General features: G+C 47.4%; 10 protein-coding genes. 7 read left to right on the plus strand and 3 right to left on the minus strand.

Features of this window, described 5'->3' with window-relative positions:
- Positions 1 to 136: 136 nt before the first annotated feature.
- The 4 genes from recC to ACRN9H_RS00275 all read left to right on the plus strand — a co-directional run bounded on the left by recC (position 137) and on the right by ACRN9H_RS00275 (position 11,149).
- Complete coding sequence (recC, locus tag ACRN9H_RS00260) at positions 137 to 3,910, plus strand: exodeoxyribonuclease V subunit gamma (protein WP_432311956.1); 3,774 nt, start codon at positions 137 to 139, stop codon at positions 3,908 to 3,910.
- Positions 3,907 to 7,728: an exodeoxyribonuclease V subunit beta gene (gene recB / locus ACRN9H_RS00265; protein WP_432311957.1), complete on the plus strand. Its 3,822-nt coding sequence runs from the start codon at positions 3,907 to 3,909 to the stop codon at positions 7,726 to 7,728. Before recC ends, recB begins: the two co-directional genes overlap by 4 nt.
- The gene (gene recD / locus ACRN9H_RS00270) at positions 7,725 to 9,971 is read left to right on the plus strand and encodes an exodeoxyribonuclease V subunit alpha (RefSeq protein ID WP_432311958.1); all 2,247 of its coding nucleotides are present in this window, start codon (positions 7,725 to 7,727) and stop codon (positions 9,969 to 9,971) included. Before recB ends, recD begins: the two co-directional genes overlap by 4 nt.
- 164 nt (positions 9,972 to 10,135) lie before the next feature.
- Positions 10,136 to 11,149 carry a D-alanine--D-alanine ligase gene (locus ACRN9H_RS00275; protein ID WP_432311959.1) on the plus strand — a complete coding sequence of 338 codons (1,014 nt, stop codon included), beginning with the start codon at positions 10,136 to 10,138 and terminating at the stop codon, positions 11,147 to 11,149.
- A gap of 123 nt (positions 11,150 to 11,272) precedes the next feature.
- Here the strand turns inward: ACRN9H_RS00275 and ACRN9H_RS00280 are convergent, their stop codons facing one another.
- Both ACRN9H_RS00280 and def read right to left on the minus strand, forming a co-directional pair.
- Entirely contained in the window at positions 11,273 to 12,487 is a 1,215-nt protein-coding gene (locus ACRN9H_RS00280) for an RsmB/NOP family class I SAM-dependent RNA methyltransferase (protein WP_432311960.1), read from the minus strand.
- A gap of 256 nt (positions 12,488 to 12,743) precedes the next feature.
- A complete protein-coding gene (def, locus tag ACRN9H_RS00285) occupies positions 12,744 to 13,235 on the minus strand; it encodes a peptide deformylase (RefSeq protein ID WP_432311961.1) in 492 nt (163 codons plus the stop codon).
- 265 nt (positions 13,236 to 13,500) lie between these two features.
- Between def and ACRN9H_RS00290 the strand changes: the two genes are divergently transcribed.
- Positions 13,501 to 13,929: an MGMT family protein gene (locus ACRN9H_RS00290; protein ID WP_432311962.1), complete on the plus strand. Its 429-nt coding sequence runs from the start codon at positions 13,501 to 13,503 to the stop codon at positions 13,927 to 13,929.
- Positions 13,930 to 14,132: 203 nt separating this feature from the next.
- Positions 14,133 to 14,927, plus strand: a complete 795-nt coding sequence (locus ACRN9H_RS00295; RefSeq protein WP_432311963.1) for a DUF3108 domain-containing protein — start codon at positions 14,133 to 14,135, stop codon at positions 14,925 to 14,927.
- Between the two features lie 204 nt (positions 14,928 to 15,131).
- Here the strand turns inward: ACRN9H_RS00295 and ACRN9H_RS00300 are convergent, their stop codons facing one another.
- The gene (locus ACRN9H_RS00300) at positions 15,132 to 15,911 is read right to left on the minus strand and encodes a class II glutamine amidotransferase (protein ID WP_432311964.1); all 780 of its coding nucleotides are present in this window, start codon (positions 15,909 to 15,911) and stop codon (positions 15,132 to 15,134) included.
- Between the two features lie 243 nt (positions 15,912 to 16,154).
- Here ACRN9H_RS00300 and fadE point away from each other — a divergent pair, with 243 nt between their 5' ends.
- Positions 16,155 to 18,602, plus strand: a complete 2,448-nt coding sequence (fadE, locus tag ACRN9H_RS00305; protein WP_432311965.1) for an acyl-CoA dehydrogenase FadE — start codon at positions 16,155 to 16,157, stop codon at positions 18,600 to 18,602.
- Positions 18,603 to 18,605: the final 3 nt, after the last annotated feature.

The raw sequence follows: 18,605 nt of genomic DNA on the forward strand, positions 1-18,605 counted from the left end.
AACTGACGATACCTCATCGGAGCAAGCACCAATAAACACCTAAAATTGCGGGTTAATTCCACAGAAGCAGCAATAGTGTTGAATCTTATAAATCAAACACATAGAATTGTTTTATTGTCACCATGCCGAGTTGCACATGCTAAAGTTAATCCAGTCCAATCAGATGGAAGTGCTCTGCGCCCATTTAGCCGCTTACCTGACCCAACCCCTTGCTTTTGCACGTCTACTGAGTAACGAGCATATTCTGGTGCAGAGTCCTGGCATGTCGACTTGGCTGCGCCTCGAAATCGCCAAACAAAATGGGATTGCCGCCGCATTGGAATTCCCGCTGCCATCGAGCTTTACTTGGCAGTTGTGCCATGACTTATTGCCCGATGTGCCTAAGGACAACGCCTTCACTAAGGCGGCGATGACGTGGAAGCTGATGCAACTCTTGCCGCGCATGTTACAAGATGACGCCTTTGGGCCATTGAGACACTATCTAGGTAATACCCTAGAAAATACGCCTACCACAAATACCGCCGACACAAGTGAACATTTCAACACCAGTGATATGACGGCTGACGACATTAAGCTGTACCAACTCTGTGGCCGGATCGCCGATATCTTCGACCAATACTTAGTGTATCGCCCCGATTGGATTTTAGCGTGGGAGCAAAACGAGCATCCCGAATCACTTACCAAATCGCTGAATGAAGACCAACGCTGGCAACCTATTTTATGGCGCGCACTGATTGCCTTTAACCGTGATGAGCTTAATCAAAGCCATTACCACAGAGCCAATCTGCACAGCGACTTGATTGCCGCGCTGAATAATCCCGACACGTCACTCGCCCAATTGCCACAACGCTTATTTGTGTTTGGCATTTCCTCAATGGCGCCGCAAACCCTCGAAGTGCTTTACCATCTGGCAGGACGTATCGATGTGATCGTGCTGGGTTTAAGCCCGTGTCAACACTATTGGGGCGACATTGTTGATCCCCGTAATCGTGCCCGCATGGCGGTGCAATATGCGGGTAAACGTCAATTAGCAGAACTATGGGAAGATAAACTCGAAGTAGGCAATCCGCTGCTTGCCAATAACGGCAAGATGGGCCGTGAATTACTCGATATGCTGCTTGAGCTCCCCGCCGAACACTGCGACTTTGGCGACGATGTGTATTGTGAGCCCTGCGACGATCCCAACTCGCCACACAGTCATGCCAGCATGCTCCACGGGGTGCAATACGATATTTTAGAGATGCAAACCTTAGACAGAGTACTAGGGCCAGATGCCGAGCTGTATCAGAATGTCAAGAACAGACGCCTGCTTAAGCGCGACGATGAATCCATTCGAGTCAAGAGTTGTCACAGCCCACTGCGGGAAGTCGAAACCCTGCACGATCACTTGCTTGAGTTACTCAGCAATGATGTCGACCTGACACCCAAAGACATAGTGGTGATGATGCCCGATGTCGCCGCTTACGCGCCCTACATCGATGCTGTCTTCTCGGCGAAGCAAGGTCTGCATTACATTCCCTACGCCATTGCCGACCGCGGCGCAGCGCAGGAATCACCGCTCATCAATAGCTTTTTGAATTTACTCGGGATTAATCAGAGTCGTTTTGGTCTGACCGACATTTTGAGCATACTCGAAGTGCCCGCCATTTTGCGCCGTTTCCAGCTCGATGACGATGAATTGCAACTCATACGCCGCTGGTTAGATGAAGCGGGCGTGCGTTGGGGCCGCGATGAACAAAGCCGCCTTAAACAAGGTGTGCCAGCGTTTGAGCAAAACTCCTGGGCCTTTGGTATTAAAAGGCTGATTTTAGGCTACGCCTTGAGTGACGATGCGCCGCTGTACCAAGACCATTTGATCGTGACTGGCATCGAAGGCCAATCGGCGCAGGCGTTAGGTAAGTTACTCAATTTTATTGAAGTACTCGATGAAACGGCGCAAATACTCGCCCTGCCGCAAGTGGGCGCCCTGCGCTTAGCGGAATTAACTGAGCTACTGGATGCCTTCTACGACACAGATGAAGACGAGCGCGAACAATTGCAGGAAATCCGCGATGCCATTGCCGCCCTAGAGCAAGAGTTACTATCGGCGGGCAAGCCCTTGGATTCAAACTCGTTAGATACAAGTATGTTCGAGACGCTAGCCCAACAGAGCATAAGCGGACTGAGCCTCAGTATCGAAGTGCTGCAGCAATGGTTTAATCAACGCTTAACCGAATCTCGGGTCGGCCAGCGTTATCTTGCGGGAAGCGTGAACTTTTGTACTTTGATGCCGATGCGCTCGATCCCCTTTAAGGTCGTGTGTTTACTCGGCATGAACGATGGGGTTTATCCTAGGGTTCAGCATCCCGTCGGCTTTGATTTAATGGCACACTTTGGTGCCCGTAAAGGCGATCGCTCCCGACGCCTCGATGACAGATATTTGTTTTTAGAAGCCTTATTGTCGGCGCGTGAGCAACTGTATATCAGCTATATCGGTCGTAGCGAACGAGATAACTCTGAGCGTATCGCCTCTATGCTCGTCTCTGAACTGATTGAATATTGTCAGCTGTGCTATTTGCCTGAAACGCTATTGGCTCAATCGCAGAAAGCTTCAAGCCCCATAGACCCAGAGGATGCTGAAAAGGCCCTCTATAACGCGATTGTCAGCCACCAGCCACTGCAACCCTTTGATCCCAAGTTGTATCAAGCCACAATAAAAAGTGATGACAAAAATGGCTCAAGCATAGGCCAAAGTTACAGCCAGCAATGGTGTCCACCCAATGCCGACGCAGCGGGCACACATGCGGGCCGCTTTATCGGCGCGCAAACTCGCATCATGCTCGAAGCGGATGAGCAAGACTCAATGCTACAGGCCGATGCACAGCCCGCTCCTCTGCACGCAACGCAAAGCAAGCAAGTGGATGTGTCCGCCCTGATCCGTTTCTTTCGAAATCCGGCGCAGTTCTTTTTCAACCGAACGCTTAAAGTCGATCTTAGCCTCAATATTCAGGCCGATGATAATGACGAGCCCTTTAGCCTAAATGCCCTAGAGCGCTATATGTTGCAGGCCCAGTTACTCGACGATGCCATAGGCCAAGGTCTGACTGAGCCCGATATCGAGCTGATTAAACGCCTCAAAGCCAGCGGCAGTTTACCGATGCAGCCCTTCGATGATTTACTGCTACGCCAATATCAGCACGATATTAAGCCTTTGATTGGCAGAACCTTGTTCCTCAAGGGAGAACAAACAAGTAGTCATGCGGATATTAAACTCCTGTTTGACTTACCCATCACGGCGGATAAATCCCAGCAAGTGTTACTGCAAGGCCGTATTGATGACATCAGCCCTAAGGGATTAGTGAATTACCGTCCCGGTAGCGCCCACGGCCGCGATGTGCTGAGGTTATACCTTCGCCACCTGTGTTTAATGGCAATGGGCCACACACATGCAAGCTATCTACTCGACATGGGGCATTTCCACGCCTTAGCGCCAATCACAGCTGAGCGCGCCCATGCGTTACTGGTCGATTTGCTGGTACTGTTTTATCAAGGTCAGCAATACCCACTGTGTTTTATGCCGCGCACCTCACTGGCCTACGTCAGCAGCGAGGGTGAGCATGATGAACGTTTGCAGCAAGCGTTACCTGAATGGCTGGATGAGCAGAGTCAATTAGGCGAAGGGAACGAGCCCCATTACCAACGCTTATTCAGTTTTCCGCGGGATTTCTCTGAGGAAAGCTTTGGTGGATTAGCCGAGCGCATCTATCGCCCTATGGTGAGTTTATATCTCAAAGATACGCTGGCTCAGCTTGAAGAATTTGCGCTGAACGATGGCATGAGCCAAGGCCAAACTCCCGATGTAAAAACAACTGAAACACAAGCGACTGCAGCACATTTAAACCACCATAGCACACAGGGAGAGCAAGCATGAGTGAACAGATGCAGTTAAACACAGCAGCGTTACATTCAGCGGCGCAGGCGCTTGATCCACTCACATTGCCCTTTGGCGGTAGTCGTCTTATCGAGGCCAGCGCTGGCACAGGTAAAACCTACACGATTTCAGGTCTTTATTTACGCTTATTGCTTGGCGATGGCATAGCAGCGCCGCTGACCTGTGAGCAAATTCTCGTGGTCACTTTCACCAATGCGGCCACCGAAGAATTACGGGATCGTATTCGTCGCCGTATTCAAGTCGCCTTTAAGTGCTTCTTAGGGCTAACGATTGCCGATCCCTTTGTGCAGGCGTTGTATGACAACACCCCAGAGAGTGAACGCGCCATTGCCCTGCGGCGGTTCGATCTCGCCCTTAAATCCCTCGACGAAGCGGCAATTTTTACCATCCACGGTTTCTGTCAGCGAATTTTATCGGATCTCGCCTTTGAGTCTTCCTTGCTGTTCGAATCGGACTTCACCTTAGACGACAGCGAGTTTTTGCACCATGCGGTGCGGGATTTTTGGCGTGAGGCCTGTTATCCGCTGCCCGATTACTTAGCGCAAATCATTGCTAAGGAATTTGGCGAGCCCGATGGTTTGGTCAAACAGTTGCGACCGCTCCTTGGCGCCAGTCAAGCAAAGCCCCTAAAACCCGCGCTTAAATTTGATGCCTTAGCCCTGTCACTGCGCCAAAGTTTAGAGCGCTTTAAATTAGCTTGGCCACGAGGACGCGATGGCTTATTGGCATTGCTGCACAGTTTGCCGCTGAATGGCACCCGCTTTGGCAAAGCAACGGATAAGTACCCCAAGCTCGCCGCCATGTTCGATGCACTGGATAACTGGCTCGCTTTCGGTCATGGGTTGCCGCCGCTGAAAGAGTTAGAAGCCTTGTCCTTGTCTGAGTTAAAGCTCAACAAGGGCGGCGTAATCCCAAGCGTGAGCGAAGCGCCGCTGATGGATCATATGGAGCAGCTCGCCACATTGATTACCGCCATTAAACCGGCATTTTTATATAGTGCGAAACTTGGCATAAGCGAGCGATTTGCCCTGCAAAAACAACAAAAAAATGTGCTGACCCCAGATGACTTACTCACGACATTAGCGAGCGCGTTAAACGCTAATAATGAAACCTTGCCCAAAGCCGTGGCGACACGTTTCCCCGTTGCGCTTATTGATGAATTCCAAGATACCGATCCGCTGCAATTTGCGATCTTCTCTGGCATCTACCAAGACCGCTACTCGTTTAAGCAGCAAGGTGTAGATACTACAGAGAACAAGCTCAGCCTGTTGATGATTGGCGATCCTAAACAGGCCATTTATGCCTTTCGCGGCGCCGATATCCATACCTATATTGAGGCCCGTCATCATACGCAGGCCCACTATCATCTAGATACTAACTACCGCTCAAGCGCAAACATGGTCGCTGGGGTTAACCATCTCTTTAGCCAGCATCACGATCCGTTTATCAGTCAGTCGATCCCCTTTGATAGCGTGAAAACGCCCAGCAGTGCCAAGGGGAAAACCCTCACTGAAAAAACCGCCAATCCAGCCGCCTTAAGATTAAGACTCTTAAGCGAAAGCGCAGAAAACGGCCTCAACAAAACCACCGCCAGACACTTGCTCGCCGAAGATGCAGCGGCGGAGATCACCCGTTTACTGACAGATGCGGCCAATGGCGCGTGCCACAGCCCGAAAGGGCCTTTGATCGCTAAAGACATCGCTATCTTAGTGCGGGATCGCAACGAAGCCGCGGTGATGAAAACCGCACTGAGTAAACGCCACATAGGCGCGGTGTTTTTAAGTCGCGACAGTGTATTCGATACCCTTGAAGCGCGGGAAATGGCGTTAATTTTGCGATCTCTGGCGAATCCTAAGGATGAGCGAGCACTGCGCAGCGCCCTAGCCACGGTATTATTGGGCTACAGCGCTGAGCAAATTCATGCCTTTAACCAAGATGAAGAGCACAGACAACTGTTATTAGAGCAGTTTTTTAACTTGCACCAAGTGTGGCAAAAACGCGGCATCATGCCCGCGCTATTAAGCCTTGCCAATAGCACTAAGCTGATTGACCGTTTACTGCACACCGCCAGTACGCAAACCGATGCACAGGAGCAAGATGCCACCAACGGCGAGCGCCGCCTGACGGATTTTCGCCACCTTGCCGAGCTATTACAGCAAAAGGCCACCGAGCTTGATGGTATTAGCGCCCTACTCAATTGGTATGAACAGCAACTGATTGATAACACGGGAACCGATGAACAGCAGCTGCGCCTTGAAAGCGAGCAGAATCTGGTGCAGATCGTTACTATCCATAAGAGTAAGGGCCTTGAGTACCCCGTGTGTTTTGTGCCCTTTGTCAGCCTAGCCCGCGACAATCGCCGTCGCCCGACGCCTATGCTGTACCACAGAACCAACGATGCAGGTGAGCAAGAGCTAGTATGGGATATCGAAGGCACGGATGAGGGTTGGGATCGCGCCAAACAAGAAACCTTGGCCGAAGACTTACGCTTGCTATATGTGGCGCTCACTCGCCCTGTGTATTTGTGTTACTTGTATATCGCCAACCACAGTCGTCAGCTTAAAAATGGCCTTAAAAGTCAGCTGCATGAAACCGCCATCGGCTATCTGCTCGGCATAAGCGACTCAGAATGTGACTTTGCCCGTATCTGCAATGCAGCACAGCAGCTCGCTCAAGATGTGGAAGCCATAAGTATTGATAAGGTGCCCGATGACATAGACGAGCGGCCATTGCCCTCAAGCCAAGACATAGCACAAATACTGAGCGCGAAAACCTTAACCCGCCAATACTGCACGCCGTGGCGAGTCGGCAGTTATTCAGGCCTAGTTAAAAATACCAGCCATGGTAAAGCCGCGCCGGGTGCCGACGATGAAATATTAGGTACGCTTGAATATACGGCTGTGCAAACACTCTCTATTCCTGATGAGCCAAGTCATGATGTGCAGGATGACATGCTCAATCGCTTTAACTTTGAGCGCGGCGCCAATGCCGGTAGCTTTATGCATTTAGTATTAGAAGAGATTGATTTTACGCAGGCAGAAATCGACTTACCGTTGCAATTGCCTAAAGCTATGCTGCAATACGGTATCGCGCCCGAATGGCAAACAGTATTGCACACTTGGTATTTGGATGTGCTGCATGCGCCGCTTGGGCTCATGCCATCAACAGTGTCATCAACAACAGTGCCAACGACAATGCCTTCAACATCGGCCTTCGAGAATAATTCCAAGACGGCCAAACCTGAACATCCAGAGCTGTGCTTAGCCAAGTTATCGCCGCAGGATACCTTAGTCGAAATGGAATTTTATTTACCCTTAAGCGAGCTTAAGGATACTGAGCTCAATGCGCTACTGCAGCAATTTGGCTATGAGTCGACACTTAAGTTTGATGAACTCAAGGGCATGCTCAAAGGCTTTATCGATTTAACCTTTGAATACCAAGGTCAATATTATATCGCCGACTATAAGTCGAATCATTTAGGCGACAACATCAATGCCTATCATCAGAGCGCGCTGCAAAGTGCAATAACCGATCACAGGTATGATTTGCAGTACATTCTCTATTCATTGGCGCTGCACAGGTATTTGAGTTTACGCCTGCCAAGTTATGACTACGACAGCCACATCGGCGGTTGTTATTACTTGTTCTTACGGGGAATGTCGGCTCAGTATCCCGGCTACGGTATTTACTACGACAAGCCGCCGAAAGCACTTATTCTCGCGCTGGATTCACTTTTTAATGACAATTTATTTCACAGCAGATTAGCTGATGCAATAGATACAGGAGTCACGGCATGATGCGCTCAACCCAAGGGCTAAATGCACATTCACTCACAGCGGCAAAATGGATAGATCACGGCTCAATCCAGCTTACCGCAAATCTAACAGAGCTTTTAAAGCTGTGGGAGCAAGAACGACTGCTCACACCGCTCGATCGACATTTCGCACTCGAGATGAGCCACTTACATCCGAGTGATAACCAACAACCCTTGTTTATGTTGCTATGTGCGCTGTTGAGCCAGCAATTATCTTCACAGCACAGCTGCCTAGTGCTCGCCCATATCGTGCCGCTTAATCCTATGGCCGAGCAAAATAGCCATTGTAAAATCATCTTAAGTCTCGAAGCGCTCACAGAGACTTTGCAAACCTTTGATGCCGTTGGCCAAGCGGGCAGTAACAAACCACTTATTTTTGATAATGGCAGACTCTATTTGCAACGTTATCATCAATTTGAAACCTCAGTGGCCGCTTCGTTAATCCGCCTATCAGGCAGCGTATCTAAACACTCTGAAGAGGTAAGCCACCAAGAGCAAACTCAAACCGCTAAGTTGAGATCGCTGTTAGATCAACTGTTCCCTGCCACTGAGCTCGCGCCCCATTCACTCACTCGCAATGCAATCACTACCAATGTAATCACTAAAAGTGAAGGCACACAAAGCGCAGCAACCATTGATTGGCAAAAGGTCGCCACGGCCACAGCGCTGGGTAAAAAACTGTCGGTGATCACTGGCGGCCCAGGGACGGGCAAAACCACCACTGTGACTAAGCTTTTGTTATTACTACAAATGGAATCACAGCAGGAAATCCGTTTAGTCGCGCCAACGGGAAAAGCGGCGGCTCGCTTAAGCGAATCAATCAAAGCCTCAAAAGCGCGTCTGGCGAAGGAACTCAGCGCCCATGCTAATGTTATTGATGAAGCTCGCAATAGAAATAACCAAGACTTTTTAACGGCTCTGGGCCGCATTCCAGAGGAGGCATCAACCTTACACAGGCTGCTCGGGGTGATCCCCAATTCGCCGCACTTTCGCCACCACCAAGGTAATCCGCTTAGGCTCGACTTATTAATCGTCGACGAAGCCTCTATGGTCGATTTGCCCATGATGTATAAATTGCTCAGCGCATTGCCTGAGCACGCCAGTTTGATTTTACTCGGCGATCAGGATCAACTCGCCTCGGTTGAGGCGGGCGCTGTGCTCGCCGATATTTGTGCGGGCCTTAAAATACCAGTAGATCCCAATAACCTTGCTCAGAACAACATAGCGTCAAGCAGCCCTGCTCTGTGGCAAATGCGCTATTCCAAGGAGCAAGCCCTGCGCCTGAGTGCATTAACGGGTTTTGAGTTAACGCCCTATATCAACGACGCCCCTAAACTTGGCGATAGCTTATGTATGCTAATGCACAGCCACAGATTTAAAGGCGATGCAGGGATTGGACTGCTCGCCAGTGCCGTTAATCGCGCAGATCTTCAAAGTATTTTGCAGGTATGGCAACAGGGACCTGCAGAATTGAGCTGGTTAGAACACAGTATGGTCGTAAGCCAAACCCAAGCCAAAGTGAGCGAGCCTGCTAATAATATGGGACTCAATTCACTTCTGGAGCAAGCCTGCCAGCAATATGGCACTTATCTCAGCGCCTTGAATAGCGATACGAGTAATAGTGATTTAAGCAAGCGTCCAAGCACGGCTGACATCATTGAACGCTTTAACCAGTACCGTATTCTATGTGCTATGCGCTCGGGCGATTATGGGGTCGAAGGCATTAATCAGTATGTGACTCAAGCACTGGCCAATGCCAAGCTGATTAAACCGCTACAGGAGTTTTATCTGGGTCGGCCCATTATCATCCAAAGTAATGACTATAACTTAGGCCTGTTTAACGGTGATATCGGATTGATTTTGCAGGATGAAGATAAACCCGAACGTTTAATGGCGCACTTCATCAAGGCCGATGGCAGCCTATTAAAAGTCTTGCCAGCCCGTTTGCCCAGCCATGAAACCTGTTATGCCATGACAGTACACAAAAGCCAAGGCAGCGAATTTAGCCGTGTGGCCTTAGTATTGCCGCCGAGCCCCAGCCTGGCCCAGTGGCAACTGCTAACCAAAGAGTTGGTCTATACCGCCATCACCCGCGCTAAAGTGCATTTTACCTGCTTAGGCACCCAGCAAGTGTTCGAACGCGCTAGCAGCCAAGCGACTCAACGGGCATCGGGCCTTGCAGATAGACTCTGGTTGAATTCGCAAGCCAACTCACCTACGGGCTAAATAAAACGGGAATGCGCTAAAATTCGCCACTTAATAGCACCAAGGCACCAAAGCCTTGCACTCATAGGGGCAAGAAAACTAAGATGTCAGCGGCTGTACTATTGGATGATATTCGTATTGCCACTGGCAGATATCATCCGACTTTGCTCACTTGAGGAATCATAATGTCTAAGATCAATCTACTTTTGCTGTGCGGTGGCGGAAGTGCCGAACACGATATTTCATTAATGTCGGCCAATTATTTTGAAACCTCATTGGCAAAGTCCGAGAAGTTTTGCGTATTACGCGTCGAACTGGATAACTTAGGCCAATACCGCACCATCGCAGGTGATGACTGTGAACTAACTAATAGCCGTGAAATTCGCTTCCGTGATCAAAGTAAAGCGCCGTGGCCAGTCGATTACGTTATTCCTTGCATTCATGGTTACCCTGGCGAAACCGGCGATATTCAATCTTATTTTAACCTGATCCAACTGCCCTATTTTGGCTGCGAATCCGAAGCCAGTAGCAACTGCTTCAATAAGATCACCGCTAAAATGTGGTTCTCGGCCTTAGGTATTCCTAATACGCCGTATATTTTCCTGAATCAGTTCGATGATGCGGCGATTGAGCAAACCCAAGCAGCATTGGCGCAATGGGGATCGATCTTCGTTAAAGCGGCCTCACAGGGGTCCTCTGTCGGTTGTTACAAAGTGGATGACAGCGATAAAGTCGCAGGTGTGCTTAAGGATGCTTTTGGTTATGCACCCTATGTGATCGTTGAAAAAACCATAAAAGCCCGTGAGTTAGAGGTGGCAGTCTACGAGTACAATGGTGAAGTGGTGGCGACAGTGCCAGGTGAAATCATTTGTGATACCAATAACTTTTACACCTTCGATGAAAAGTACGCCAAAAACAGCAAAGCACGTACCGACATTGTGGCACAAAACGTTTCAACTGAAATCAGCGAACAAATTCGTGCCTATGCGATTAAGGCATTTAAGGGCATGAAACTGCGTCACCTGTCGCGTATCGACTTTTTCTTAACCGCGGATAACGAGATTCTGCTAAATGAAATCAATACCTTCCCAGGTTCTACGCCGATTTCGATGTTCCCCAAAATGCTACAGAATCACGGGCATGACTTTACTGAATACTTGAGCCTAGTGATTAACGGCCAACTAAAAGCTAAAGCTTAATTCAAATTTAATAACCGCTAGAACAAATAAGAGCGCCCTAGGCGCTCTTATTGTTTGTATGACTAACTCAGTAAGTGCTAAGCATTTAAATTTACTCAGGCGACTTACCTTAACGGTAAAGCTTTATTCTTGAATGCGTTCCAATTTTGCAATGTAAAACCCATCAAAGCCGCTATCGGCTGGACTAATACTTTCATCTTCAATTAAACGGAAATTAGGGTTTTCAGCTAAAAAGGCATCCACTTGACCACGGTTCTCGCAGGGAAAGATAGAACAGGTAGCATACACAACAATACCGCCAACTTTAACCATGCGGCTGTAGCTGCTCAAAATATGTTGTTGCAGCTCCATTAATACTGGTAAACGTTCAACAGTATCGCGCCATTTTGCATCGGGGTTACGCTTTAATACACCTAAACCCGAACACGGCACATCGAGTAATACTCGATCGGCACTGAGTTTTAAGCGTTTAATGGTTTTACTGCTAGCGATAACGCGGGTTTCAACATTATGCGCGCCATTACGTCGAGCACGCTCTTTGAGTTTATCGAGTTTCCATTGCTCCACATCCATCGCCAACAGGCGACCTTTACCTTGCATTTGCGCCGCAATATGCAAGGTTTTACCACCCGCACCCGCGCAAGCATCAATCACTTTCATACCAGGTTTGGCATCGAGCGCCGCCGCTACGCGCTGCGAGCCTGCATCTTGCTGCTCAAACAAACCGTCTTTAAAGCTTTGTGTACGAAACAAAGCAGAATCTGAGGTCACTTCAAGGGCAGAATCCACCCCATCAACGTTAAGCGTGCTGACAAACTCAGCGGCAAGTTTTGCGGCCAATTCATCACGCGTCACTTTAAGACCATTCGCGCGTAAAAAACGCTTCGGCGCTGTGCTTAAGGCTGCACGCTCTTTTTCCCAAGCATCGCCTAACTGCTCACGGCCCATAGTATCAAGCCATTCGGGACAACCGTCCCATAATACCGGTTTAGTTTTCGCTTGCTCGATACGTTCGCTCAAACGAGCCTCATCGACCTGCAAAGAATATTGCATCTTCGGCAGTGCAAGCCTATAGAATAAATGCCATGCATTAAGCAATTTAGAACCAAAACGTTCCATTTCATCTGGGCTAATTTCCGCCAGATAGCAGTAAAGATTTAAGCGACGAAGGATATCTCCTGTCGTCAATGCAATACGCGCCTGCTCGGCGGGTACCAATTGCAATCCAGAAAAATGCTGAGAATAGGCCCGATCTAAGGGTTTCCCTTGGCTCAGCACCATAGTTAAGATACTGATCACTAATTCGTTCGAGCTGGCAGAAAGCGGAGAGTTCAACATTTAAAAGGTCACCATGGATTATAAAACCGGAGGATCATAGGAGGTCAGGCTTGAATACGCAAGCACACTGGCACAGTGTGAGGGTTAAAGTGGTAAAAAGTAATCCAAGCGGATAGCTTTTAACACCGCGAATTTTATAGATGACATCTTTGAACCTTTACCAGTGTAAAAAAAGATAAGAGAAACGAACCTGTAGATACAAAAAAGCCGCATCGTAAAATGCGGCTAATCAAGAGATACACTTTATACAACAAACTTAGGCGTATTTACGTACTTTTTTTAGCGCGATTTGTTGTTTTAGCATAGATAAATGTTCGATAAACACTTTGCCATGCAAATGATCAATTTCATGTTGCAATACAATGGCTAAAAACTCATCGGTTTCGATTTCAATGGCCTTGCCCGTTCTGTCTAAGGCGGTCACTTTGATCTTCTCAAAACGAGTCACCTTAGCGCGATAACCTGGGATAGATAAACAACCTTCTTCACCGATAAACTCACCAGACTTTTCGACGATTTCCGGGTTGATTAGCACTTGAGGTTGGTCACGCTCATCAGATAAATCGATCACGATAATCGCATCGGTACTGCCAACTTGTGTTGCCGCTAAACCGATACCATCTTCGGTGTGATACATGGTTTCGATTAAGTCATCGATAAATTCCTGAACAGATTCAATATCTTTTACAGGTTGCGCTTTACGTTTAAGGCGTTCATCGGGGATTGTTAGAATATCGAGTACAGCCATGCCAGTTATCTTCTCTCATCGAGTCAAAAAAATTGGCGCTATTATGGACTATTTGACCATTTACACAATATTTAAGCCAATAATAGGTTAAATACTTCATCGGTAATCGGAATTAACGATAAAACCTTAAGGATTTTGTACCATTAACAGGCTGATGAATCCGTTACTTTACGTAATATTTCCTTATTACCGGTAAACTACTGCCACCTCTCTGGAGTAAAATTCATTGAGTGCCACATATTATTTAACTTGAGGCTGCTATTTGATGGGATCGTTTCCAAAAGACAAATCACCACTGTATGCATATCTTCAGCAAGATGAAAAAGATATTGCGAGTGAACAGACCAAAATAACCACGCTATCACCCATGGCGAAAATATGGCATATCGTGGCGATGATCCCACAGGGTAACGTCAGCAGTTATGGCAAAATTGCCGATTATGCAGGTTTACCAGGACGAGCACGTTATGTGTCTACGGCGTTAAAATCGGCTCCAGAGCATTTATCACTTCCGTGGCATAGAGTGCTTAATAGCCAAGGTAAAATTTCCTTTGAAAAAAACTCACATGCCTTCCAACAACAAATGGAATTATTAAGAATGGATGGGGTAGCAGTGAACTGTGGCAAAATTAGCTTGTCCGAATATGAATGGCGTCCCGATCTGGTGACGTTGGTCATGGCAATGCCATTTTAGTTTACTATGCTGCTTTTAATATTGATTTAGATAGCTATTTACAGGAACGTCAGTCTCGGCTATAACCTGCTGTCTGTCGATGCCATTATCGAGCAACCTTAAACAGTGTAAGTCAGCATGCTACTGGACACTTTTTTATCAACCACTACCTATGATTGTTTGTAGTGATACAAGGTGAAAACCTGCGAACCAAGGAGCATTCTTTGCGTACCCTTCCCCTATTATTCGTCAGCCTTACCGCACTCACCCAAAGTATGTCAGCCATGGCAGCACCAACGCCATTAACGCCGCATACCGCCGAATATCAAGTCAACTATGGTGATATAGAATTAGGTAAAGCCAAATATACACTCCCTAATGCCGAAGGAGGAATATTTAAGTATCGGTTTGATAGCAGTCTTAGTCTGTTATTGTTAACCGACGAACGTCATCTTTTAAGTGAGTTTACGCAAAATGAGACTCTGCTAAGCCCTTTACGTTACTCACAGCAACGTCTAGGTGTCGGACCTAATTTCACCGAGCAAACCGCATTTGCTAAAGATCAAGGCTTTATTCATACCCGTTATAAAGATAAAAAAAGCAAGTTCCCCTATGACGGAGCAATCTTCGATCCGTTAATGGTACAACTGCAATTTAGGCTAGATATCAGCGCAGGCAAAGAAGAACTTGACTACAAAATGGTCAAGGACAATGAACTGGATGAATACAAATTTCGCGTTGTCGGTAAAGAACGTATGACGATTGAGAGTGGCAGTTATAACACGGTCAAAATTGAAGTCGTGCGTGAAAATAACAAGAAACGCCAAACCTTCTTTTGGATGGCGCCAGAGCTAGCCTATCTGCCCGTGCGCTTAACCCACTTTGAAAAAGGCAGTAAACAGCTTGATATTAAGCTATTGAAATATCACTTTGATGAAACAGCAAGGCAAGCAGTGATACCGGCTGAGATAGTCGAAAAGCCGAAGGTACCTAAACTTCTCGGTACGGCTGAAGATTAACCCGTAAAACAATCTATAACCCATCCATAAAATAATCCCGTTTAACCACAACAATACCCAACTGAGCCATATATAGTTAAAGTAGGTATTGTTGATGGTTTATTACATAACGGCAGTCAGTTTAAGTTCGGTTTATGCTTACATGTGGTTTAAAGAGCGGTTAAAAATACAGACAGTATCCACTGAAACACAATATAAATAACATCACATATCGATTAATAATTCCCCTAATCTAAATAATGTCCAGTTACCGGGCTGCATAATATGCCACTGCTCATTATCCGTTAATGGACGAGTAGCAATCACAGTCACCACATCATGGGCTGTGGTTTCTTTATCAAAATCAATCACTACATCGGTATCAATCAATTTTGCTTTACCAAACGGTGCACGGCGAGTGATGTAACATAAATTGTTACTGCAATAGCTCATCAGGTGCTCGCCATCGCTCAATATCATGTTGAACACACCTAATGCACGGATTTGCTCGGCCAACGTTGCGACGTAATGGAAAACTGCCAACATATCTTCAGGTTTAGCATCGCCAAACTTCTGGGCGACTTGTTCTAAAATCCAGCAGAAAGCAAGTTCGCTATCAGTATCGCCAACGGGTTGATAGCGCGAGACGTTAAACTTGGGCAGATAGTCCGTCAATTGGCCATTATGGGCATAGGTCCAATAACGTCCCCATAATTCGCGGGTAAAAGGATGGGTGTTCTCTAAAGACACACAGCCGCGATTCGCCTGACGAATATGGCTTATCACCACTTCACTTTTAATCGGGTAGGATTTGATCAATTTTGCAATATGCGATTCGCTACTCGGGCTTGCATCCTTAAATGTCCGGCTACCTTTGCCCTCATAAAAAGTAATCCCCCAGCCGTCGACGTGCGGGCCCGTTACCCCACCGCGTTGTGCTAATCCGGTAAAACTAAACACAATATCGGTTGGCACGTTGGCGCTCATCGCCAGTAATTCACACATATTTATCGCCTATCTTCAATCAAACATCCGCTGGTTGGTATTGTAACTAGTTGATGACATTTGTGGAACGATCAAAGCAGACAAATAATTTAAACAATTGTTTGAAAAATGCTTGTATTAAAATCTGCTAAGGTTTAACTTTTATGCGACACAGGTCTGACCACAAACTATAATTGTGATCACAATCAATAAAACACTCTATGACCTGTGGTTGGCACTCGGTCATATTTAAGGAGAATTACAGTGACTACCCTACTTTGGATCATCGCCATGATCTTAGTGTTAGGAACGCTAGCTTACCTTCGGGTATCTTTGCTCACTACCACTATTGCAGCCGCTGTTGTCATGACGGCAGGCTGGGCACTCGATATTGTTGGCCCTATCTCTTGGATCGTATTTCTGGTGATCGCGCTGCCGTTTAATATCAGTGCATTTAGACAAAATATGATCAGCCGTCCGCTGATGAAAGTTTATCGCGGCATCATGCCAGAAATGTCGACAACAGAAAAAGAAGCCATTGAAGCCGGCACCACATGGTGGGAAGCAGACTTATTTGCGGGTAATCCTAACTGGAAAAAACTGCATAATTACCCTGTTGCTCGTTTAAGTGCCGATGAACAAGCCTTCCTCGATGGCCCTGTTGAAGAAGTGTGCCGCATGGTGAATCAACACCAAGTGTCACATCAACTTGCCGATCTGCCTGCTGACGTATGGCAATATCTGAAAGATCACGGTTTCTTCGCCATGATCATTAAGAAAAAATACGGCGGTTTAGAATATTCAGCTTATGCCCAATCGCGCGTGTTACAAAAACTGGCGGGGTTAAGCAGTGAATTGGCTTCAACTGTCGGTGTACCTAACTCTTTAGGTCCTGGAGAATTACTGCAACATTACGGCACTCCAGAGCAACAAAACCATTATTTACCGCGTTTAGCCAAAGGGTTAGAAGTCCCCTGTTTTGCACTGACCAGCCCTGAAGCCGGTAGCGATGCAGGCTCGATTCCTGACTTTGGAATCGTGTGTAAAGGCCAATGGCAAGGTGAAGAAATTCTGGGGATGAAGCTGACTTGGAACAAACGTTACATCACGTTGGCCCCTGTCGCGACAGTATTAGGCTTAGCCTTTAAACTGCGCGATCCAGAGCATCTACTTGGTGATAAAGAAGAACTCGGCATTACTTGTGCTTTGATCCCTACCGATGTGGAAGGAGTAGAAACGGGTCGTCGTCACTTCCCACTCAACTGCATGTTCCAAAACGGTCCTACTCGCGGCAACGAAGTGTTCGTACCATTAAGCTTCATCATTGGCGGCCCTAAAATGGCTGGTCAAGGTTGGCGCATGCTGGTGGAATGTTTATCAGTGGGTCGTGGTATCACTCTGCCATCAAACTCAGCTGGCGGCGTGAAAACCGCAGCGCTGGCAACAGGGGCTTATGCTCGCATTCGTCGTCAGTTCAAATTGCCTATCGGCAAGCTTGAAGGTATCGAAGAGCCAATGGCACGCATCGGCGGTAACGCCTATCTGATGGATGCGGTCACTACTTTGACCACTACAGGTATCGACCTAGGTGAAAAACCGTCGGTTATCTCTGCGATTGTGAAATATCATCTGACCGACAGAATGCAGAAATGCGTTATCGATGCCATGGATATTCACGGCGGTAAAGGCGTGTGTCTTGGCCCCAATAACTATTTAGGCCGTGGCTACCAAGCTGCGCCTATCGCAATTACTGTTGAAGGTGCAAACATCCTCACCCGTTCTATGATCATCTACGGCCAAGGCGCGATTCGCTGCCATCCGTACGTGCTTGCAGAAATGGAGTCAGCGTTTGATACCCAATCGGGTCAAGGTTTAGCTAACTTCGATGCGGCTATCTTTGGTCACATTGGTTTCGCGACCAGTAACTTCATCCGTAGCTTCTGGTTAGGTCTGACATCAAGCCGTTTCTCTAACGCGCCTTATTCAGATAAAACCAAACGTTATTATCAGCAGATGAACCGTTTCAGTGCCAACCTTGCCCTGCTTTCTGACTTAGCCATGGCAACCTTGGGCGGCAACCTTAAACGTAAAGAACGTATCTCTGCCCGTTTAGGTGACATACTGAGCCAACTGTATCTGGCATCAGCCACACTGAAACGCTATGAAGATGAAGGCCGTCAAACCGACGACTTGCCATTAGTACAATGGGCAGTTGAAGATGCGCTGTACAAGCTGCAAGCTTCTTTAGACGATTTACTGGATAACTTCCCTATGGGCCTTGGCGGCGCATTACGTGTGGTGATGTTCCCATTCGGTCGTCCACTGAAACGCCCAAGCGATGTGTTAGATCATAAAGTCGCGAAGATCATGCAAACACCGTGTGAAAGCCGTAACCGTTTAGGTAAAGGCCAGTTCTGGACTAACTCTGAGCACAATGCTGTGGGTATCCAAGAACAAACACTACTTGACATCATCGCGTCTGAACCGCTGCATGACAAAGTCTGTAAAGCGAGTGGTAAACGTCTACCATTTATGTGGTTAGATAAAGTTGCCGCAGAAGGTAAAGCCTTAGGTGTGTTAAGCGATACCGAAGTGCAATTACTGGAAAGAGCGGAAATTGGTCGAATGAAATCAATCAACGTTGATGACTTTGATCCAGCAGAACTGCGCCCAGAAGTGGTTTCAACCACTTCACAGGAACGCGCAGCGTAATCC

Source organism: Shewanella sp. MF08487 (assembly GCF_050848685.1).
GTDB classification, from domain to species: domain Bacteria; phylum Pseudomonadota; class Gammaproteobacteria; order Enterobacterales; family Shewanellaceae; genus Shewanella; species Shewanella glacialipiscicola.